The 19,510-nt window shown below is 69.8% G+C and carries 14 protein-coding genes; 4 read left to right on the top strand and 10 right to left on the bottom strand.

The genetic code is table 11. The annotated features are described in order from the left end of the window. Nucleotides 1-35: 35 nt before the first annotated feature. The 3 genes from F0P95_RS09575 to F0P95_RS09565 all read right to left on the bottom strand — a co-directional run bounded on the left by F0P95_RS09575 (nucleotide 36) and on the right by F0P95_RS09565 (nucleotide 6,736). Entirely contained in the window at nucleotides 36-1,082 is a 1,047-nt protein-coding gene (locus F0P95_RS09575) for a S66 peptidase family protein (RefSeq protein ID WP_182333954.1), read from the bottom strand. Between the two features lie 303 nt (nucleotides 1,083-1,385). Then, a complete protein-coding gene (locus tag F0P95_RS09570) occupies nucleotides 1,386-3,008 on the bottom strand; it encodes a sensor domain-containing diguanylate cyclase (RefSeq protein WP_182333952.1) in 1,623 nt (540 codons plus the stop codon). A 182-nt stretch (nucleotides 3,009-3,190) separates the two neighbouring features. Further along, complete coding sequence (locus tag F0P95_RS09565) at nucleotides 3,191-6,736, bottom strand: methylmalonyl-CoA mutase family protein (RefSeq protein WP_182333951.1); 3,546 nt, start codon at nucleotides 6,734-6,736, stop codon at nucleotides 3,191-3,193. 282 nt (nucleotides 6,737-7,018) lie between these two features. Between F0P95_RS09565 and F0P95_RS09560 the strand changes: the two genes are divergently transcribed. Beyond that, entirely contained in the window at nucleotides 7,019-8,116 is a 1,098-nt protein-coding gene (locus F0P95_RS09560) for a Glu/Leu/Phe/Val dehydrogenase dimerization domain-containing protein (protein WP_054664416.1), read from the top strand. A 73-nt stretch (nucleotides 8,117-8,189) separates the two neighbouring features. On the opposite strand, the gene F0P95_RS09555 is transcribed toward F0P95_RS09560, so the two are convergent. Next, the gene (locus tag F0P95_RS09555; protein WP_182333949.1) at nucleotides 8,190-11,021 is read right to left on the bottom strand and encodes an autotransporter serine protease; all 2,832 of its coding nucleotides are present in this window, start codon (nucleotides 11,019-11,021) and stop codon (nucleotides 8,190-8,192) included. A gap of 184 nt (nucleotides 11,022-11,205) precedes the next feature. On the opposite strand from F0P95_RS09555, the gene F0P95_RS09550 reads away from it, so the two are divergent. The 3 genes from F0P95_RS09550 to F0P95_RS09540 all read left to right on the top strand — a co-directional run bounded on the left by F0P95_RS09550 (nucleotide 11,206) and on the right by F0P95_RS09540 (nucleotide 13,484). After that, nucleotides 11,206-12,381 carry a thiolase family protein gene (locus tag F0P95_RS09550; protein WP_182333947.1) on the top strand — a complete coding sequence of 392 codons (1,176 nt, stop codon included), beginning with the start codon at nucleotides 11,206-11,208 and terminating at the stop codon, nucleotides 12,379-12,381. A gap of 122 nt (nucleotides 12,382-12,503) precedes the next feature. Next, nucleotides 12,504-12,845, top strand: a complete 342-nt coding sequence (locus F0P95_RS09545; protein WP_182333945.1) for a hypothetical protein — start codon at nucleotides 12,504-12,506, stop codon at nucleotides 12,843-12,845. A gap of 243 nt (nucleotides 12,846-13,088) precedes the next feature. Next, complete coding sequence (locus F0P95_RS09540) at nucleotides 13,089-13,484, top strand: hypothetical protein (RefSeq protein ID WP_182333943.1); 396 nt, start codon at nucleotides 13,089-13,091, stop codon at nucleotides 13,482-13,484. Between the two features lie 115 nt (nucleotides 13,485-13,599). Here F0P95_RS09540 and F0P95_RS09535 read toward each other — a convergent pair whose 3' ends face one another. From F0P95_RS09535 to nagZ, 6 genes are all read right to left on the bottom strand, one after another. Next, nucleotides 13,600-15,243 (bottom strand): acyl-CoA dehydrogenase family protein, encoded by a 1,644-nt coding sequence (locus F0P95_RS09535; protein WP_182333942.1) that lies wholly within the window; start codon nucleotides 15,241-15,243, stop codon nucleotides 13,600-13,602. An 88-nt stretch (nucleotides 15,244-15,331) separates the two neighbouring features. Continuing rightward, nucleotides 15,332-16,561 (bottom strand): FAD-dependent oxidoreductase, encoded by a 1,230-nt coding sequence (locus tag F0P95_RS09530; protein ID WP_182333940.1) that lies wholly within the window; start codon nucleotides 16,559-16,561, stop codon nucleotides 15,332-15,334. Between the two features lie 72 nt (nucleotides 16,562-16,633). Further along, nucleotides 16,634-16,840, bottom strand: a complete 207-nt coding sequence (cspE, locus tag F0P95_RS09525) for a transcription antiterminator/RNA stability regulator CspE (protein WP_003488188.1) — start codon at nucleotides 16,838-16,840, stop codon at nucleotides 16,634-16,636. A 90-nt stretch (nucleotides 16,841-16,930) separates the two neighbouring features. Continuing rightward, nucleotides 16,931-17,677, bottom strand: coding sequence for an S-methyl-5'-thioinosine phosphorylase (locus F0P95_RS09520; protein ID WP_182333938.1), 747 nt, complete (start codon nucleotides 17,675-17,677; stop codon nucleotides 16,931-16,933). A 231-nt stretch (nucleotides 17,678-17,908) separates the two neighbouring features. Beyond that, a complete protein-coding gene (locus F0P95_RS09515; protein ID WP_054664375.1) occupies nucleotides 17,909-18,460 on the bottom strand; it encodes a hypoxanthine-guanine phosphoribosyltransferase in 552 nt (183 codons plus the stop codon). Continuing rightward, nucleotides 18,460-19,467, bottom strand: coding sequence for a beta-N-acetylhexosaminidase (gene nagZ, locus F0P95_RS09510; protein WP_182333936.1), 1,008 nt, complete (start codon nucleotides 19,465-19,467; stop codon nucleotides 18,460-18,462). Before nagZ ends, F0P95_RS09515 begins: the two co-directional genes overlap by 1 nt. Nucleotides 19,468-19,510 lie beyond the last annotated feature (43 nt).

The raw sequence follows: 19,510 nt of genomic DNA, 5'->3' as shown, positions 1-19,510 counted from the left end.
GCGCCGGCAGGGGGAGCCCCCGGCGCCGCGAACCGTCAGCTGCCGGCGAACACCGGTTCCAGCAAGCGGAACGTACCGGCATCGGCATCCATTTCCACGCGGCCGCCGACCGGCACGATGAACTGTTCGCGGATGTGGCCGATCATCGCCCCGCGGAAGGCCGGGATCTTCAACGGCGCGATGTAGTCGGCGAACAACTGGTCCAGGGTCAGCGAGCCGTAGCCGTCGCCGGGCGTGCAGCCGGTGCATTCGCCGAAGATGAAGCCGGCGATTCTGTCCAGCGCTCCCATCAGCTTCAACGTGCTGAGCATGCGGTCGATGCGGTACGGCGCTTCGTCCACGTCCTCCAGGAACAGGATCTTGCCGTTGAAATCGGGCAGGTACGGCGAACCGGCCAGCGCGGTCAGTACCGTCAGGTTGCCGCCCACCAGCTCGCCGCGCGCGGTGCCGCCGGTGATGGTGCTGGTGCGGTTCTTGCGCGGCACCAGTTCGTCGTCGGTATCGACGCTGTTGCGGTATTCCATCAGTTCGCGCTTGAAGAACAGGCGCTCGAACTGGTCCACGTTGAACCGGTTCCAGCTGCCCGAGCCGATCGGTCCGTGGAAGGTCACCAGCCCCGTCTTCGCCTGGATCGCGCAATGCAGCGCGGTGATGTCCGAGTAGCCGAGCAGCACCTTGGGGTTGGCGCGGATGGTGGCGTAGTCCAGCAGCGGCAGCAGCCGCGCCGCGCCGGAACCGCCGCGCACGCAGACGATGGCCTTGACCTGGCGGTCGCCGAACATGGCGTTCAGGTCGCCGGCGCGCTCGGCATCGGTGCCTGCCAGGTGGCCGTAGCGCGCGCCATAGTGGGCGCCGGTCCTGACCTTGAAGCCCAGCGCCTGCATCGCCTCGCGCGCCAGCTGCAGGCTGAGCTGGTCGCTGCTGGCCGCCGACGGGCTGACCAGCCCCACCGTATCGCCTTTCTCCAGCGGCAGCGGCAGCAACCGCGCGCCGCGTTGCGCCGCCAGCGCGCTGCCCGTGCCCATCAGGGGCAACAGGGCCCCCGCCAATGCCGTGCCGCCGAGGAATCGCCGCCTGTCCATGCCACCGCCTGTCTGCAGAAAGTCCGGCCGAGGGTAGCAACGGGCCCGCCTGCCCGACAGTGCGGCGCCGGCTTCATGCACACCGGCCTCCGCACACTGGAAAAGCGCATGGCACAAGGCACCCGGCGTGTTTCGTGCAGCGCTTGCCGGGGCGCATCCATAACCGCGCGGCATGGGTGCCGCACGAACTGTCATGCCCTGCCACGGGCACGCCACGCATGCCTGCCGGGCGGTCAGTCTCCCGGCACCGGAGAAACGCCATGCAAGGCACTGCTCACGGCAACGCCGGCCGAGGCAGGCGGGTCATGAGGCCACGCACACGCCCAGCGACCGGCTCTTGGCGCGGTACATGGCCGCATCGGCCGCGCGCAGGTAGTCGTCGATCGTCTTCAGGCCGGACTGGCTGCTGACCAGGCCGATGCTGGCGCTGCTGCTCACCGTATGCGGGCCGATCATGTACGGCACTTCGAGCGCCGCGGCGATCTGCCGGGCACGCTCGGCCGCCTCGCCGGGGTCGATGGATTCGAGCAGCAGGTTGAACTCGTCGCCGCTCATGCGCGCGACCAGGTCGACGTTGCGTACGCACGATTCGAGGCGACGCGCCACCTGCTGCAGCAACTGGTCGCCGACATGATGGCCCAGGCTGTCATTGACCGCCTTGAACCGGTTGAGGTCCAGCAGCAGCACCGCGAACATCGTGGTCCCGCCACGCGCCGGCATGTCCGCGCCGTCGCCGGATTCGTTGCGGTGCAGGGCGATGGCGTGTGCCAGGCGGGCCCGGAACAATGGCCGGCCCGGCAGGTTGGTGAGCGCGTCATAGGAGCTGCCGCGTTCGGCCAGGTCGCTCAGCGAGCCGGCCATGCGCACGGCAACGCCGTCGTCGAACTGGGCCACGCCGCGCCAGTTCACCCACACCAGGCGCCCCGAGCCATGGAACGCCCGGAAATCCACCGAGAAATTCGGGCTGTTCCCGGACAGGTGCCGGCGGTAGGCCAGCTGCACGCGGGCGCGGTCGTCGGGGTCGATGAGCTGCTGCAGGAAGTGCCAGCCGCCGTGATGCACCGGGTCGCTGTCGCCCATCCCCACGATCTGGCGGAAGCGCTCGGATACGTGCATGACATCGGTACGCAGGTCCCAGTCCCAGATGCCGTCATTGGAGCCGAGGGTGGCCAGCGCATAGCGGTTGTCCGAGCGCAGCAGTTCCAGCTCGGTGTACTTCTCGCGGGTCACGTCGATCATCAACCCGATCATGCGGTTCGGCCGGCCCGGCTCGACCACCGCCCGGCACAGGTCCCGCACCCACACCACCTTGCCGCACTTGGCGATCAGCCGGTAGCTCATCTCGTAGGCGTAGCTGTGCGTGGCGTTGTACGCGGCTTCGTCGATGACCAGCGCCTCGGCCAGGTCGTCCGGGTGCACATGCGCGCGCCAGAACCCCGGATCGGCGCGCCATTCCTCCACGGTGTAGCCGAACAGCCGCTCCACCTGCGGGCTGAGGAAGGTATTGCCCACCCCGCGCTCGGCCTCCCAGACCACGCCGTCGATGGTTTCGAGCAGACGCAGGAAGCGCTGGCGGACCTCCACCAGCACCTGCTCGGTGACCTCGGTGATCTCGATCAGCACGCCCTGGCGGCTGATCACCCGCTCGGCCTCGTCGGTCTCCGGATGCAGCTGCAGCCGCACCCAGCGGTAATCGCCCGCGGCAAAGCGCAGCCGGAACACCGGCATGCCCGAGCGCAGGGTGCCCACGTCGTCGGGATGCACGAATTCCAGCAGCGACCGCCCCAGCGCCGCGTCCAGCGGATGCCCGGTAAGCGCGTGCCAGGCCGGGTTGAGGTAGGTGATCGCCCATAACGCATCCGTCTGCACCACCGCTTCGGGCAGCAGCTGCAGCAGGCTCGCGGAGGGCGTGGGGAGGGCGGACATACGGGGCTATGGTCACCGAGCGCCATCGCCCCGTCCAGCGGCGGGCCCGCGCGGGCGTTCATGCGGGCGGACGCGCATGATCGCGGTCGGACGATCCGGCCCACCCAAGACCGCCAGCCGGCGCCAGCGGGTGCGCCCGGCAACGCGGCAAGGCCCACTCCGGGCCCTGCCGTCGCGGCCAATCACATGTTCCGCCGGTACTCCCCGCCCACGTCGTACAGCGCGTGGCTGATCTGGCCAAGGCTGTGGGTCTTGACCGCCTCGATCAACGCCGCGAACACATTGCGGCGCTCGCGCGCGGTGTTTTGCAGGTAGGCCAGGCCGTGGCCGTCGTGGACGCCGTCGTCGTTGCAGGCGCTGCCGACCACTTCGTGGCTGTGCGAGGTCTCGCCGGCCGGGGCCAGCACATTGCGGTTGCGCTGCCAGGTGCGCACGTTCTCGATCTGCTGCCCCTTCTCCTCCTCGGTGGAGCGGATCAGCTCGATCTCGGTCGCCACTTCGCCGGCATGCTCCTTGGGCAGGAACATGTTGACCCCGACCAGCGGCAGGCTGCCGTCGTGCTTCTTGTGCTCGTAGTACAGGCTCTCTTCCTGGATCTTGCCGCGCTGGTACATGGTGTCCATCGCGCCAAGCACGCCGCCGCGCTCGCTGATCGCCTCGAATTCCTTGTACACGGCCTCCTCGACGATGTCGGTGAGCTTGTCGACGATGAAGCTGCCCTGCCACGGGTTCTCGCAGAAGTTCAGCCCCAGCTCCTTGTTGATGATCATCTGGATCGCCACCGCACGGCGCACGCTTTCCTCGGTGGGCGTGGTGATGGCCTCGTCGTAGGCATTGGTGTGCAGGCTGTTGCAGTTGTCGAACAGCGCGTACAGCGCCTGCAGCGTGGTGCGGATGTCGTTGAACTGGATTTCCTGCGCGTGCAGCGAGCGGCCCGAGGTCTGGATGTGGTACTTCATCATCTGGCTGCGCTCGTTGGCGCCGTAGCGCTCGCGCATCGCGCGCGCCCAGATGCGGCGGGCGACGCGGCCGATGACGGTGTATTCCGGGTCCATGCCGTTGGAGAAGAAGAACGACAGGTTGGGCGCGAAGTCGTCGATCCTCATCCCGCGCGCCAGGTAGTACTCGACGATGGTGAAGCCGTTGGACAGGGTGAAGGCCAGCTGGCTGATCGGGTTCGCGCCGGCCTCGGCGATGTGGTAGCCGGAGATCGACACCGAGTAGAAGTTGCGCACGCCGTGGTCGACGAAATACTGCTGGATGTCGCCCATCATGCGCAGCGCGAACTCGGTGGAGAAGATGCAGGTGTTCTGCGCCTGGTCTTCCTTGAGGATGTCGGCCTGCACGGTGCCGCGCACGGTGGACAGCGTCTCGGCCTTGATCCGCGCGTAGGTGTCGGCATCCACCAGCTGGTCGCCGGTGACGCCGAGCAGGCCCAGGCCGAGGCCGTTGTTGGTCGGCGGCAGCTCGCCGTGGTACTGCGGCCGGGTACGGCCTTCGAACATCGCTGCGATCTTCTTCCCGGCCTCGGCCCAGCGCGCCGGGTCGGCCTTCAGGTACTTCTCCACCTGCTGGTCGATGGCGGTGTTCATGAACATCGCCAGGATCATCGGTGCCGGGCCGTTGATGGTCATCGACACCGAGGTGGTCGGCGCGCACAGGTCGAAGCCCGAGTACAGCTTCTTCATGTCGTCCAGCGTGGGGATGTTGACCCCGGAGTTGCCGATCTTGCCGTAGATGTCCGGGCGCGGCGCCGGATCCTCGCCGTACAGGGTGACGCTGTCGAAGGCGGTGGACAGGCGCGCGGCCGGCTGGCCGACGCTCAGGTAGTGGAAGCGGCGGTTGGTGCGCTCGGGGGTGCCCTCGCCGGCGAACATGCGGATCGGGTCCTCGCCGCTGCGGCGGTACGGGTAGACGCCGCCGGTGTACGGGTAGGAGCCGGGCAGGTTCTCCTTCTGCAGGAACACCAGCAGTTCGCCCCAGCTGCGGTAGGTGGGCGCGGCGATCTTCGGGACCTGCTGGTGGCTGAGCGACTCGCGGTAGTTCTCGACACGGATGGTCTTGCCGCGCACCTGGTACTCGTTGACCTCGTCGGTGATCGACTTCAACCGCGCCGGCCACTCGCGCAGCAGGCGCAGGGCCTCCGAATCCAGCGACTGCACCGCGTCGTTGTAGCGCTGGCGCAGGGTGCGCAGGCTGGTGTCGGCGGCGGCATCGGTCAGGGCGTCGGCCGGGTACAGGTCCAGTGCCGCCGGCAGCGCGGCATCGTCCAGTTCCTTCAGCGCCTGCCAGCACCCCTGGGCGCGCTCGGCCACCTCGGCCTGCGATTCGATGCGGGCATTGATGGCGCGGCCCTGCTCGGCGATCTCGGCCAGGTAGCGCACGCGGCTGCCGGGAATCAGCACGGTCGCGCGCGGCTCCTTCAGCGTGGTGTCGATGGCCGGCATCCAGTCGCAGCCGCCCTGCGCTCCCGCCTCCGCGTTGCCCGCTCCGCGCGTGTCGCGCAGCAGCCGGCACAGGTTGGCGAACATCCAGCTGATGCCCGGGTCGTTGAACTGCGAGGCGATGGTCGGGTACACCGGCACGTCCTCGTCCTTCATCGCGAACGCCACGCGGTTGCGCTTCCACTGCTTGCGCACGTCGCGCAGCGCGTCCTCGGCGCCGCGCTTGTCGAACTTGTTGAGCACCACCAGCTCGGCGTAGTCGAGCATGTCGATCTTTTCCAGCTGGCTCGGCGCGCCGAAGTCGCTGGTCATCACGTACATCGGGAAATCGACCAGGTCGACGATCTCCGAGTCGCTCTGGCCGATACCGGCGGTCTCGACGATCACCAGGTCGTAGGCCAGCGACTTGAGGAAGCCGATGCAGTCGCGCAGCACGGTATTGATCGCCGCGTGCTGGCGGCGGGTGGCCATCGAGCGCATGTACACGCGGGGGCTGCGCAGCGAATTCATGCGGATGCGGTCGCCCAGCAGCGCGCCACCGGTGCGGCGGCGGGTCGGGTCGACCGAGACCACCGCGATGCGCATCTGCGGGAAGCTGGCCAGGAAGCGGTTGAGCAGTTCGTCGGTGACGCTGGACTTGCCGGCGCCGCCGGTACCGGTGATGCCGATGACCGGGGTCCTGGCGCCGGCCAGCTGCCATTGCCGGCGCAGGTGCGCCAGTTCCGCTTCGCCGAAGGCGCCGTCCTCCAGCCGCGACAGCATGCGGCCGATGGCGATCTCATCGCCGATGCCGGGCACGCCGTCGTCGTCCACCGCCGGTGCCGCGTCGCGGGCATCGCCGGCGCGCCGGACCACGTCCTCGATCATCTCCACCAGCCCCATCTTCATGCCGTCGTTGGGGTGGTAGATGCGCTCGACCCCGTAGGCCTGCAGTTCGCGGATCTCTTCCGGGGTGATGGTGCCGCCGCCGCCGCCGAACACGCGGATGTGGCCGGCGCCGCGCTCGCGCAGCATGTCCACCATGTACTTGAAGTACTCGACATGGCCGCCCTGGTAGGACGACAGCGCGATGGCATCGGCGTCTTCCTGCAGCGCCGCGCGCACCACGTCCTCCACCGAGCGGTTGTGGCCCAGGTGGATCACCTCCGCGCCCTGCGCCTGGATCAGCCGGCGCATGATGTTGATGGCCGCGTCATGGCCGTCGAACAGGCTGGCGGCGGTGACGAAACGCAGCGGGCTGGTTTCCGTCTGCGTCTGCGGGAGGTGGGGGGCGGGCGTGCTCATGGGCCGTGCGACATCTCGGTTTCTGTTGAAACCGATGATAGAGCCGCGCGCCGCGCAGGTCAGGTTGCAGCGCAGCGTGACCCGACCGTCACGCCGCCCCTGCCCCCGGAGGCACCCGCCCCTCGGCCCCCCGGCAGCCTGAACATGCGCTGGCCGCCGAATGCTTTAGAATGGCGCCCCGCGACCCGTCACCGCAACGACGAAGTCGCATTTTTGTTTTCTGGCCCACCAGTTGTCTGCAGGATCACGGACGTTGTCGCAGTAACGCCCATCGGAGCTTCCATGCTTTTCGAAACCCTCGCCACTTCCGGCCACGAACAGGTCGTGTTCTGCCACAACCGCGATGCCGGCCTGAAAGCGATCATCGCCATCCACAACACCACCCTGGGCCCTGCCCTGGGCGGTGTGCGCATGCGCCCCTACGCCAACAGCGACGACGCCCTGCGCGACGTACTGCGGCTGAGCCGCACCATGACCTACAAGAACGCGCTGGCCGGGCTGAACGTCGGCGGCGGCAAGGCGGTCATCATCGGCGACCCGCGCACCGACAAGAGCGAGGTGCTGTTCCGCGCATTCGGCCGCCAGGTCGAGGCGCTGGGCGGGCGCTACATCACCGCCGAAGACGTCGGCAGCGACGTCAACGACATGGAGCAGATCTACCTGGAGACCGGCTATGTCACCGGCGTGCACCAGGTCCATGGCGGCTCCGGCGACCCGGCCCCGTTTACCGCCTACGGCGCGCTGCAGGCGCTGATGGCCTCGATCAACCGCAAGTTCGGCCACGAGGAAGTGGGCAAGGTCAGCATCGCCGTGCAGGGCCTGGGCCACATCGGCATGGAACTGGTGAAGCTGCTGCGCGAGCGCGGCGCCAAGCTCTACGTGACCGACCTGGACCCGGTGCTGGTGCAGCGCGCGGTCACCGAGTACGGCTGCGAGGCGATCAAGCCCGATGCCATCTACGACGTCGCCGCGGATGTGTTCGCGCCCTGCGCGATGGAAGGCGCCATCGGCATGGAGGAGCTGGACCGGCTCAAGGCCAAGGTCATCTGCGGTACCGCCAACAACCAGCTCGCCAGCCATGCGGTGGGCGACGAACTGCACCGGCGTGGGGTGCTGTGGGCGCCGGATTACGCGGTCAACGCCGGCGGCGTGATGAACGTGTCGCTGGAGATCGACGGCTACAACCGCGAGCGTGCCATGCGCCTGATCCGCAGCATCTACCACAACCTCGGGCGCATCTTCGACCAGTCCGAGCGCGATGGCGTCTCGCCACAGCGCGCGGCCGACCGCATCGCCGAGACCCGCATCGAGGCCATCGGCAAGCTGAAGATGCCGCTGGGCCGCGCCGCACCACGCATGAGCCGCCTGCGCGGCGAGTAGACACGGCACCCGGCCGGCAGAAAAAAGGCGGGCGACCCGGTCGCCCGCCTTTTGCATGCCCGCTGCCGGCGGCTCAGAACCCGCGCATGAACCGCAGCGACAGCTGCCGGTTGTCGCCGCGTCCGCCCAGGCGCTGGTCGTAGCCCAGCGACAGCTGCGCATCGCGCGCGACCCAGGCATCGAGCGACACGCCGAACAACCCGGCGGCGCGCGCGGGCTGCAGGCCATACAGCGGCGCCCAGGCATCGATACCGGTGAAGCGTGCCTGCAGCGGCCCGGCGCCGGCGGACAGCGCCTGCTGCCACTCGGCATAGCCGTTCAGCTCCAGCCCGCGCCAGCGGTAGCTGCCGCGCATGCCCGCCATGGCCCGCACCTGGCTGGAATGCCAGCCGCCGGCGCTCAGCCCGAACCCGTAGCCGCCCTGCTCCTGGAACGCGTCGCTGTCGATGCGGGCGTAGTCGGCGCCCAGGTACGGGGTGAACGCGCCTGGCCCCAGGTCGAAGCGGTAACCGGCCTCGGCACTGCCGGACAGGAAGCGGCCGTCGTAACGCGCCATCACCCCGGCACGTTCACCCCCCAGCAGCAGGCCACGGTCCAGTTCGCGCTGGTAGCCACCAAAGCCGAGCTGCCCGAGCGCATACGCCTGTCCCCACTGGCGCCCGGCATAGAACCGGGCCTGGGTCTGGCGGTCGCGGCCGCGGTCGCTGGCCTCGCCGCCGGCCAGTTGCGCCTGCATCTGCCCGAACGCGAAGCCCACCCGGGCATCGCCCATGCCGGTCTCGCGGCCCAGCATCCAGCCACCCAGGCGGTAGTCGCCACCGGCGTAGCCGCCCTGCCCGCCACCGCCCAGCGAACGCGACCAGGCCCCGTCGGCGCGGCTGCCGCCCTCGCCGAACTGCGCGGACAATGCCCGCCGGTTCATGTCGATGCTGTCGAAGGTCATCGCCAGCGCCAGCGCATGTGCTTCGCCGGTGAGGCTGCGCAGGCTCGCGCCCAGTCCGTCGAAGCCGCCGCCGCCACGCTGCAGGGCGCCGGCACCGGCCGCAAACGCACCTGACCGCAGGTTCACGTCGCCATCGAGTAGTTCGAACGCCTGCTCCACCCGCTGCGCCGCCGCCATCGCCGTGGCATCCGCGCCCGCCACCCGCGCGGCTGCGGTCACACTGACCTGCTGCAGGTCCAGCCAGGCGTTGTGGCTGTCATAGCCATAGTCGGCCTGCAGCAGCGCCAAACCGGCATTCTGGGTGGCGGCCGGGGCCATGTCGAACTGTCCGCTGAGGCCGCCATCGGCGCGGATGAGATCCTGCCGCGTGCCGTCCTGCGGCACGTAGCCAGGCACTATCCCGTTGACGAGCACCCTGCCCCCCTGCAGCGTCGCCGAGCCGGTCACGTGCAGCGCGTCGATGCCCAGCGCGATGATCATCCGCGCGGTGCTCTGCTGTACGTAGTTGCCCTGGATCGTGGCACTGCTGTTGCCATTCATCACGTACAGGTTGCCAGCGCTGTCGACGTTGCCAACCACCCGGTTGTTGCCCTCCATGAAGTACAGACTGGGGGTATAGGGGCTCGCGGGACCGCCGATGGTGACATCGGAACGAATCGATGCGCCATCGCGCAGGGCAAGCATGCCCAGCTCGATCCGCGTCTGACCGGAGTAGGTGTTGGTACCGGTCAATGTCAGCGCACCGGGGCCGCGCTTTATCAGCCCGCCGGTGCCGCTGATGTCGTTGCTCCAGACCGACCCCAGCCCCAACTGGTTGACGTCCACCGTCACATCGCCCCAGTCGAACCGGGCCGGGCCTTTCACCGCCTTGCCGACGTTGAGCAGGCCGTAGCCGAACACCGCATCCGGGCCGGGATCGCCCAGGTCGGTGGCGGTGCCCAGCAGGGTCTGCCGCACCAGGTTGTTGTCGAAATACGGGAACGCCTGCCACACCAGTGCCGCCGCGCCCGATACCAGCGGCGCGGCGTAGGAGGTGCCACTGCCGTAGTAGTAGGACAGGTTCGACGCCGTGGCATTGGGGCCGACGAAGGCGGACGTGCCCGGCGCCACCAGGCAGTAGTTCCTGGCCACGCCGCAGGCGTTGGAGTAATCGGCCAGGCGGCTCGGATTGGCGGTATCCAGCGCCGCCACCGCCAGCCAGCCGCGCTCCAGATCGGCCGCCGGGCGCGAACCGTTCTCCCCCGGCTGGCTCGGCAGCGCGGCCATGTCGCTGGGATTGGCGCGCGATTCGTTGCCGGTGGCGAACACCACCAGCCCGTCGTTGCCGACGATGAACGGGCGGTACTCGGTGGCGATCTGCGCCGTCACCGTCGGCCGCGTCCAATACAGCCCGCCCCAGGAGTTGTTCATGATGCGCACGCCGGCCCGGATCAGGTCGTCATGCACGCCGCCCATGCCCAGGCCACCGGTGACCTCGTTGCCCTGCCCGGAACCGTCGTCCTTGGGCCGCTCGTCGTTGATGATGCGCGCCGAGACGATCTGCGCGCCCGGCGCGATGCCACCGGGCCATTGCCCGGCGGCGGCTCCGGCGGCCAGCTGCGCCACCGTGGTGCCATGGCCGACCACGTCGTCCACCGCCAGGTTGTTGCGGCGCGGATCCACGTAGCTGAAATTGGCCACCACCCGCCCGGCCAGCGTGGGATGGTTGCGCATCACGCCCGAATCGACCACGCCGATGCGGATGCCGGCACCGGTGAAGCCGGCCGCCTGCGCGGCCCTGGCGTTGGTCAGCGCCAGATGCGCGTCCATTGCCGGCTGCGGCGTGGTCGTGGTCGGCGGCGGCGAGGTCGGTGGCGGATTGGGCGGCGGAGTCGATTTGCTGCCACCACCGCCACCGCATGCGGCCAGCGCCAATGCCATCGAAGCGGCCAGTGCGTTATGGCCCCTGAACGTGCTGCGCATCCCCTCTCCCCCATGACTGGCCGGACACCGGAATCCCTTCGGGTAGTGCCACCTGCCGGCCATGCGGTGGCTCACCTTCTATACTGCAACGACAAACCGCTGTCTGCCGGGATGTGCCGTTGGTCCAATGGGCACCCCGCCGGCGGCTTTCGATAATCGTTGCAGGATACAACCGAGACCGCACATGTCCGACATCGTCATCGCCGCCGCAAAGCGCACCGCCATCGGCTCCTTCCTCGGCCAGTTCAACGGCGTCCCCACCCCGACCCTCGGCGCCACGGCGATCCGTGCGGCCATGGAACAGTCCGGCGTCGCCGCCGCCGATGTGTCCGAAGTGATCATGGGCTGCGTACTGCCGGCCAACCTGGGCCAGGCACCGGCGCGCCAGGCGTCGCTCGCCGCCGGCCTGCCCGCCAGCACCGGCTGCACCACGCTCAACAAGGTGTGCGGCTCGGGCATGAAAGCGATCATGCTGGGCCACGACCTGATCAAGGCCGGTTCGGCCAGCATCGTCGTCGCCGGCGGCATGGAGTCCATGTCCAACGCGCCGCACATGATCCCCAACTCGCGCACCGGCAACCGCTACGGCAACTTCCAGGCGGTGGACCACATGGCCTGGGACGGCCTGACCAACCCCTACGACGGCCAGGCCATGGGCGTGTTCGCCGAAGGCACCGTCGCCAGGTTCGGCTTCACCCGCGAAGAGCAGGACGCCTACGCCATCGAGTCGGTCAGGCGCGCGCAGGCCGCGCAGGCCGCGGGTGCGTTCAAGGATGAGATCGTTCCGGTCAAGGTCGCCACCCGCAAGGGCGAGGTCGAAGTCGACCAGGACGAGCAGCCGGGCAAGTCCGACATCGCCAAGATCCCGACCCTGAGGCCGGCCTTCAAGAAAGACGGCAGCGTCACCGCCGCCAGCTCCTCCAGCATCTCCGACGGCGCCGCCGCCGTGGTGCTTATGGACGCCGGCGAAGCCGCGCGCCGCGGCGTGCAGCCATTGGCCCGGATCGTCGCTCACGCCACGTTCGCGCAGGAGCCGGCGTGGTTCACCACCGCGCCGATCGGCGCGGTCAGGCAGGTGCTGGACAAGGCCGGCTGGCAGGTCGGCGACGTGGATCTGTTCGAGATCAACGAAGCCTTCGCGGTGGTGGCGATGGCGCCGATCCGCGAGCTGGGCATCGCGCATGACAAGCTCAACGTCAACGGCGGCGCCTGCGCGCTGGGCCATCCGATCGGCGCCTCGGGCGCGCGCCTGGTGGTCACGCTGGTCAACGCGTTGCGCAGCCGTGGCCTCAAGCGTGGCATCGCCTCTCTCTGCATCGGCGGTGGCGAAGCAACGGCCATCGCCATCGAATTGATTTGATTGGGCTTAATGCCTTTTTTACAAAAATGAATGCGCGGTCGCTTGACAGTCCAAATGGGCTTGTCATCATGTTTAAGGCGCGCAATGGCGCGTTGCCTAATCTAACGACGAGGATTCACACAATGAGCATCAACAAGCTGCTGATCGCGATGGCCCTGGGCCTGGCCCTGGCCGCCTGCTCGAAGCAGGAAGCTGCCCAGGACGCCGCTGCTTCGGCCAACGAAGCCGCCACCGACGCCCAGGCCGCCGCTGACCAGGCTGCTGCCGCCGGCGCCGAAACCGCCGACGCCGCCCAGGCTGCTGCCGACACCGCCGCCACCGCTGCTGACGCCGCTGGTGACGCCGCTGCCGCCGCTGCCGGCGCCACCACCGAAGCTGCTGCCGGCGCCGCTGCCGACACCGCCAAGGCTGCCGAAGGCGTGGCCGACAAGGCCAAGGACGCTGCTGAAGAAGCCAAGAAGTAATAACTTCTGCTTCGACGCAAGTCGGAAAAGCCGCTGGTTCGCCAGCGGCTTTTTTTTGTCTCATCGAACCCTGTTCCACTGCCGGCACGTGGCGCAGGCGGGCCGACCGCCGGCCTGCCGGGCGCCCGACCCGGCACGGCACCGGGTGGCCGCTGCCACCGGCATCGCCACGGTGGCGTTGACGCAATCTGAATCCGCCTCCCCCTACGCTGCGCGCGTCGTCCCCCAACCCAGGAGAACGCGATGAAGCTGTTTGTCCCGCTGCTGGCCGGCAGCCTGATGCTGGCCCTGTCCGCCTGCAACGACCCCAATGCCGAACAGGCCAAGCGCGATGCCGAGGCCGCGGCCGACCACGCCGCCGAAGCCGCGCGCAACGCCGGCGAATCGGCCGCCGACGCCGCCCGCAATGCCGCCGACCGTGCCGCCGACGCCACCCGCGAGGCGGCCGCCAGGTCCGAGCAGGCACTGGACCGCGCGGCCGATGCGACCACTGCCGCGGCGGATGATGCCTCCGTAGCGGCCAAGGAGGCCGCCGCCAATGCCAGCGCCGCGACTGCGGATGCCGCGCAGAAGGTGGCCGACCACGCCCACGACGCCGCCGAGAAGGCCCGCCAGAAGGCGGATGACGCCAAGCACTGATCCAGCGGCGCAGCCCTCCCGGACGGGCGGTTGCGCCATTCCTTCCACGGCGGCAATACAGCCCTGTGCGGATCCCGCGCAGCCGCGCCGTCGCCGATGACCGTGGCGACGGCGCTCAGCTCGAGGGCGCCGCCCGTTCCAGGATGTCGCTGAACGCCACGGACGCATCCAGCATGCCGTAGGCCGGGGGCATGGGCGCCGCCAGCCGCGCGGCGACGAACGCGCCCGCCGCCGGGCTGCCGGCGCGCAGCAGCGTGGCCGCCTGCAGCAGGATCGCCAGCGAGGCGGCAATGCGCCGCGCTGCGGCTTCGGCCAGCACCGCGCCCTCGCCTATCGGCGGCAACGCATCGAGCGCGGCGTCGTAGCCGGCATCATGTCCCCGCGCCTGCTCCAGTTCGTGCAGCAGTACCTGCCGCGACTGCGGTTCGCGCGCCAGCGCGCGCAGCACATCCAGGCACTGCACGTTGCCGCTGCCTTCCCAGATCGAATTGAGCGGCGCCTGCCGGTAAAGCCGCGGCAGCAGCGACTCCTCGATGTAGCCGGCGCCGCCCAGGCACTCCTGCGCTTCGTTGACGAAGCCCGGTGCCCGCCGGCATATCCAGAACTTGCCCAGGGCCGTGGCCACGCGTGCGAACGCCGCTTCCGCCGGGTCGCGTGCGGCCGCATCCACCGCACGCGCGACACGCATCGCCAACGCGGTGGATGCCTCCGACTCCAACGCCAGGTCGGCCAGCACGTTGGCCATCAGCGGCTGCTCGACCAGGCGCCGGCCGAAGGCGCGGCGGTGCCGTGCATGGTGCAGTGCCTGGGCCAGCGCCATGCGCATTTCCGCCGCCGCGCCGAGCATGCAGTCCAGCCGCGTCAGCATCACCATCTCGATGATGGTCGCCACGCCACGCCCTTCGGCGCCGATGCGCCTTGCCCACGCGCCGCAGAACTCGACCTCGCTGGAGGCGTTGGCCCAGTCGCCGAGCTTGTCCTTCAGCCGCATCAGCCGGAAGGCGTTGCGCGCGCCGTCGGGCAGCCGCCGCGGCATCAGGAAGCAGCTCAGTCCGCCGGGCGCCTGCGCCAGTACCAGCCAGCCGTCGGACATGGGCGCGGAAAGGAACCACTTGTGCCCGACCAGGGCGTACTCGCCCTCGCCCACCAGCGGGGTCGCGCAGGTGCGGTTGCTGCGCACGTCCGAGCCGCCCTGCTTCTCGGTCATGCCCATGCCCACGGTGATGCCGGCCTTCCCGGCGATGGGTACGTCGCGCGGGTCGTAGTGCGGCGCGGCAGCCTTGGCCGCCCATTCGGCCAGCGCCGGCTCGCGGCGCAGCACCGGCACCGCGGCGTGGGTCATGGTCAGCGGGCAACTGCTGCCGGCTTCCGCCTGGTGGTGCAGGAAACTCAACGCGGCACGCGCGACGTGCGCACCGGGCTGTGGCTGCCGCCACGGCAGCCCGGCCACGCCCTGCGCCTTGGCCAGTTCCATCAGGCGATGCCAGGCGGGATGGAAATCCACGGTATCGACGCGCTGGCCCTGCGCATCGTGGGTGCGCAGCGAGGGCCTGTACCGGTTGGCATCGAAACCGAGCCGGTACAGCTCGCCGCCGGCCAGCGCGCCATAGCCATCCAGCAGCGTGGCGAACGCCTCGCCGCCTTCGCGCGCGACCGCTTCGCGCAGCACGCGGTCGTCACGCCACAGGTTGCCCTCGGGGAACGGCGGCGGCTGGTTGAATACCACGTGGGTTTCGAACGGCGCTGCATCGGTGTTCATGGCCAGCCCCTGCGCACGCGAGGATGCCGCCATTCTGCCGCACGCCGCCCGCGCCGGCGGCGACGGGGCTGCGTGCGGCGGCCCCGGCTCAGTCGCCGCCGGCAAGCGCGCGCACGAACTCCGGCGCCAGCGGCAGCGTGCCGAACACGCCCTGCTGGGTGCCGCTGAGCACGCGCAGCATGTGCCCGCGCCCGCCCGGCATGCGCCCCAGCGGCCTGAACAGGAGGTCGCGCGCATGCGCGATCCAGTCGCGGTCGGACTGGAACAGCGGGGTCAGCCAGCGGCTCCAGAGCTGGTACAGGCGCACGTGCGCCTGGCGCGCGGCCTGGTAGCGCGCCAACGCCGCATCGACATCGGCCTGGCCACGCAACGCATCGCGCAGGGCCAGGGCATCGAGCAGGGCCATGTTCACGCCCTGCCCGAGTTGTGGGCTCATCGAATGCGCGGCGTCGCCGGCCAGTACCAGGCGGCCGCGGTACCAGCGGTCCATCACCGCATCGCGGTAGCTGGCCCGCGCCAGGTGCGGCGGCTGGGCGATGTCCTGCAGGCGCTGCCGCGCCTCCGGCCACAGCTGACCGATCTCGTCGAGCCAGGGTTCGAGCCCGGCCCGCTCCCAGGCACCGAACCCATCGCACGGCAGGCTCCAGAAAAAGCTCAGCCGCGGCACCGCATCGCCGGGGCGCGTGCCCACCGGCAGCAGGCCGATCATCCGCCGCGCCGCCACGTAGCGCTGGCGCAGTTCGTCGGCGAACGGCCAGTCGCCCGCGGGCAGCAGGCACCACAGCGCCCCCCACGGGTACGGGCGGTCCAGCCGGGTGCCGCGCACCTGCGCGCGCAGCGCCGACGCGGCGCCGTCGGTGGCGACCACCAGGTCGAATGGGCCGTGCCACTGCCCATGCTGGTCGCGCACCCGGCGCAGGCCGTCGTCGATGGCGCCGATGCAGCGGTCCACGTGCAGCGCGTCGCCGCGCTCCCAGGCCGCGTCCAGCAGCGAGAACAGCGCCCCGCGCTGCATGCCGACCCCGTGCAGGCGCGCATCCAGCCCGGCGTAGCGCATGTCCATCACCGCGCGGCCGCAGGGCGTCTCGCCGTACAGGCGGCGCACCACCGCGCCATGGGCCAGCACCTGCGGCAGCAGGCCCATCCGCCACAGCACCTGCAAGCCGCTGGGCTGCAGCAGGAAGCCCGCGCCTACCGGCCCGGGCCGCGGCGCGCGCTCGAATACCTGCACGCGGTGGCCGTCGCGCGACAGCAGCACGGCCAGCGACTGGCCAGCCGTGCCATAACCGACGATGGCGATATCCAATGACCTGTTCATTGCGTTTCCCGGGTCCGGCGGCCTAAAAAAAAACCCCGCCTCGGCGGGGTTTTTCCGGCACAGCCGAGTGGATCACTCGACCGGCGTGATATTGGAAGCCTGGGCGCCCTTCGGGCCCTGGGTCACGTCATAGCTGACGCGCTGTCCTTCCTGCAGGCTGCGGAAACCCTTGGAATTGATCGCGGAGAAGTGCGCGAAGACATCGGCGCTGCCGTCCTCCGGTGAGATGAAGCCAAATCCCTTGGCGTCGTTGAACCACTTGACGGTACCGTTCGGCATGGTGATGCGAGACCTTGTTCGATGAATGGATTGATGCACGCTGAATGAAGCGCACTCGCTGAGTATGCAAAGCTTGGGCCGGGATGACAATCACCCCCGGGCCAGTTCCCCCACCAGGGCCGGCAGCCCCGCCGACGCCGCGGCGACATTGGCCAGCACTTCGTCCATGGTGATCTCGGCCGCGTCGCCGCAGCCCGCCGCCCAGTTGGCGACGATGGCCAGGCAGGCGTAATCCAGCCCCAGCTCGCGCGCCAGCCCGGCCTCGGGCATGCCGGTCATGCCAACCAGATCGCAGCCGTCGCGGCGCATCCGCGCGATTTCGGCGATCGTCTCCAGGCGCGGCCCCTGGGTGGCGCCATAGCAGCCGCCGTCATGCACCGCGACGCCGCGCGCGCGCGCCGCGGCCAGCACCTGGGCGCGCAGCGATGGCGTGTACGGGTGGCCGAAATCCACGTGCAGCACCTCGCTGCCCTCCTCCTCGCACAGCGTCGAGATCCGCCCCCAGGTGTAGTCGATCAGCTGGTCCGGGCAGGCCAGGACGCGCGGGCCGAAGTCGTCGCCGATGCCGCCGACGGTGTTCAGCGCGAGCACGCGGGTGGCACCCAGCTGCTTCAGCGCGGCCAGGTTGGCGCGGTAATTGACCTTGTGCGGCGGGATCGAATGCCCTTCGCCATGGCGCGCCAGGAACGCCACCCGGCGGCCATCCAGCCGGCCGATGCGCACCGGGCCGGACGGCGCCCCGTAGCGGGTCTGGACCTCATGGGTCTGGACGTCGTCCAGCGCGGCAAGCTTGTAGACACCGGTGCCGCCGATCACGGCCAGTGCGATATCGTCCATCATTGTTTCCTGGTGTTCTGTTCGCAGTCGAAAGCGACGCGGGGCGCGGCCGGGTCATCGTAGCGGCCGATGGCCGGCACCCGCCAGCGTCGTGCGCCCCGGAAGATGTCCGGGGCCCGTCCCCTTGGGCCAGGGGTACGTGGCAGGCCGGAGACGCGGCCCACGGTTCGCGGCGCGGACCGTGGGCGGCAGCGCGAGGCGATCGCGCGTGCCGGCCGACGCCTGGCCCTGTTACTGCTTCATCGCATAGATCGCCGGCAGCGAACGCAGCGATTCGCTCACGTCCATGCCGAAGCCGAACACGAAGCGGTCCGGCAGTTCGATGCCCGCGTAGTCGGCCTTGACGCCGTCCAGGCAGCGGTCGTGCTTCTTGACCGTCAGTACCGCGATGCGGACGTCGGTGGCACCCTGCTCAAGGCACCAGTCGCGCACGCCCTGCAGGGTGAAGCCCTCGTCGAGGATGTCGTCCACCAGCAGCACGCGGCGGCCGAACAGCGAGGACACCGGGCGGTGCTTCCAGACCAGCTCGCCGCCACTCTCGCCGTGGTAGCGCGAGGCCTGCATGTAGTCGAACTGCGCGTCCTGGCCGCGCGCGCCCAGTTCCAGCGCCAGCTGGCCGGCAAACGGCAGCGCGCCGTTCATGATCGACAGGAACACCGGGACCTCGCCCTTGTAGTCGCGCGCGATGGCGTCGGCGATGCCGGCGATGGCCTTGTCGATGGCGGGGCGATCGACCAGCAGGTCGGCCTGGGCCACGGCTTGTTCGAGAGTGAGTTTGGACATCAGGCGGTTCTTCCAAGAGTTTCGAGCAGACGGGTTCGGGTATCGCCGTGGCGGGCGTCGGCCAGCAGGCCGCCCCAGCCCATGGCACCGTGGGCGATCAGGCCCAGCAGCGCGGCGGTGTTGAGGCTGCGGCCGGCCACGGCCTGCAGCGATTCTTCGACCAGCTCCGGGTGGCAGACCAGCACCACGTCGCAGCCGGCATCCAGGTGGGCATCGACCCGGGCCTTGACGCCACCGGCGGCGGACGACGCCGCCATGCCGATGTCGTCGGAAAACACCACGCCGCGGAAGCCCATCTGCCCGCGCAGGATCTGGTTGATCCAGCGCGGCGAATAGCCGGCCGGTTCCGGCGCCACCTGCGGGTAGACGACGTGGGCCATCATCACCGCATCGGCCCCGGCCTGGATGCCGGCGCGGAACGGTAGCAGATCCTGCGCTTCCAGCTCGTGCAGCGGGCGCGGGTCGATGGCGGTGTCGTGGTGGGTGTCCTCGCGCACCGTGCCGTGGCCCGGGAAGTGCTTGAGCGTGGCGGCCATGCCGGCCGCGTGCATGCCGCGCACATAGGCCTGCGCCAGCGCCGCCACGACCTGCGGGTCCTCGGCGAAGGCGCGGCTGCCGATGGCCAGGTTGCCGCGCCCCAGGTCCACCACCGGGGCGAAGCTCAGGTCCAGCCCGGTGGCGCGGATTTCGCTGGCCATCAGCCAGGCATGCTGCTCGGCCAGCGCCAGCGCGGCGTCCGGGTCGGTGGCGTGCAGCCGGCCGAAGCCGTCCAGCGGCGGCAGTTCGGTGAAGCCGGCGTGGAAGCGCTGCACGCGGCCGCCTTCCTGGTCCACCGCCACCAGCAGCGGACGCGCGGTGGCGGCACGGATCGCAGCGGTCAGCTCGACCACCTGGTCGCGCGAAGCGAAATTGCGCTTGAACAGCACCACGCCGGCCACGGCGTCATGCTGCAGCCAGTCGCGTTCCTGTGCGGTCAGTGTGGTGCCGGCGACGCCGATCAGAAGCATGTGCGGATTCCCATACGGCCAAGCCCGGCATTGTCGCAGATGG

This window comes from Stenotrophomonas acidaminiphila (genome assembly GCF_014109845.1).
GTDB classification, from domain to species: Bacteria; Pseudomonadota; Gammaproteobacteria; order Xanthomonadales; family Xanthomonadaceae; genus Stenotrophomonas; species Stenotrophomonas acidaminiphila.
Note: the sequence above shows the minus strand (reverse complement) of the source record. Positions and strands in the feature narration are given on the sequence as shown.

What these genes read in the sequence shown, in the direction of transcription:
- F0P95_RS09530 (WP_182333940.1), bottom strand. Translation starts at nt 16,561, where the DNA reads ATGAACAGGTCATTGGATATCGCCATCGTCGGTTATGGCACGGCTGGC.
- F0P95_RS09515 (WP_054664375.1), bottom strand. Translation starts at nt 18,460, where the DNA reads ATGTCCAAACTCACTCTCGAACAAGCCGTGGCCCAGGCCGACCTGCTG.
- F0P95_RS09520 (WP_182333938.1), bottom strand. Translation starts at nt 17,677, where the DNA reads ATGGACGATATCGCACTGGCCGTGATCGGCGGCACCGGTGTCTACAAG.
- F0P95_RS09560 (WP_054664416.1), top strand. Translation starts at nt 7,019, where the DNA reads ATGCTTTTCGAAACCCTCGCCACTTCCGGCCACGAACAGGTCGTGTTC.
- F0P95_RS09535 (WP_182333942.1), bottom strand. Translation starts at nt 15,243, where the DNA reads ATGAACACCGATGCAGCGCCGTTCGAAACCCACGTGGTATTCAACCAG.
- F0P95_RS09545 (WP_182333945.1), top strand. Translation starts at nt 12,504, where the DNA reads ATGAGCATCAACAAGCTGCTGATCGCGATGGCCCTGGGCCTGGCCCTG.
- F0P95_RS09570 (WP_182333952.1), bottom strand. Translation starts at nt 3,008, where the DNA reads ATGTCCGCCCTCCCCACGCCCTCCGCGAGCCTGCTGCAGCTGCTGCCC.
- nagZ (WP_182333936.1), bottom strand. Translation starts at nt 19,467, where the DNA reads ATGCTTCTGATCGGCGTCGCCGGCACCACACTGACCGCACAGGAACGC.
- F0P95_RS09565 (WP_182333951.1), bottom strand. Translation starts at nt 6,736, where the DNA reads ATGAGCACGCCCGCCCCCCACCTCCCGCAGACGCAGACGGAAACCAGC.
- F0P95_RS09555 (WP_182333949.1), bottom strand. Translation starts at nt 11,021, where the DNA reads ATGCGCAGCACGTTCAGGGGCCATAACGCACTGGCCGCTTCGATGGCA.
- F0P95_RS09540 (WP_182333943.1), top strand. Translation starts at nt 13,089, where the DNA reads ATGAAGCTGTTTGTCCCGCTGCTGGCCGGCAGCCTGATGCTGGCCCTG.
- F0P95_RS09550 (WP_182333947.1), top strand. Translation starts at nt 11,206, where the DNA reads ATGTCCGACATCGTCATCGCCGCCGCAAAGCGCACCGCCATCGGCTCC.
- F0P95_RS09575 (WP_182333954.1), bottom strand. Translation starts at nt 1,082, where the DNA reads ATGGACAGGCGGCGATTCCTCGGCGGCACGGCATTGGCGGGGGCCCTG.
- cspE (WP_003488188.1), bottom strand. Translation starts at nt 16,840, where the DNA reads ATGCCGAACGGTACCGTCAAGTGGTTCAACGACGCCAAGGGATTTGGC.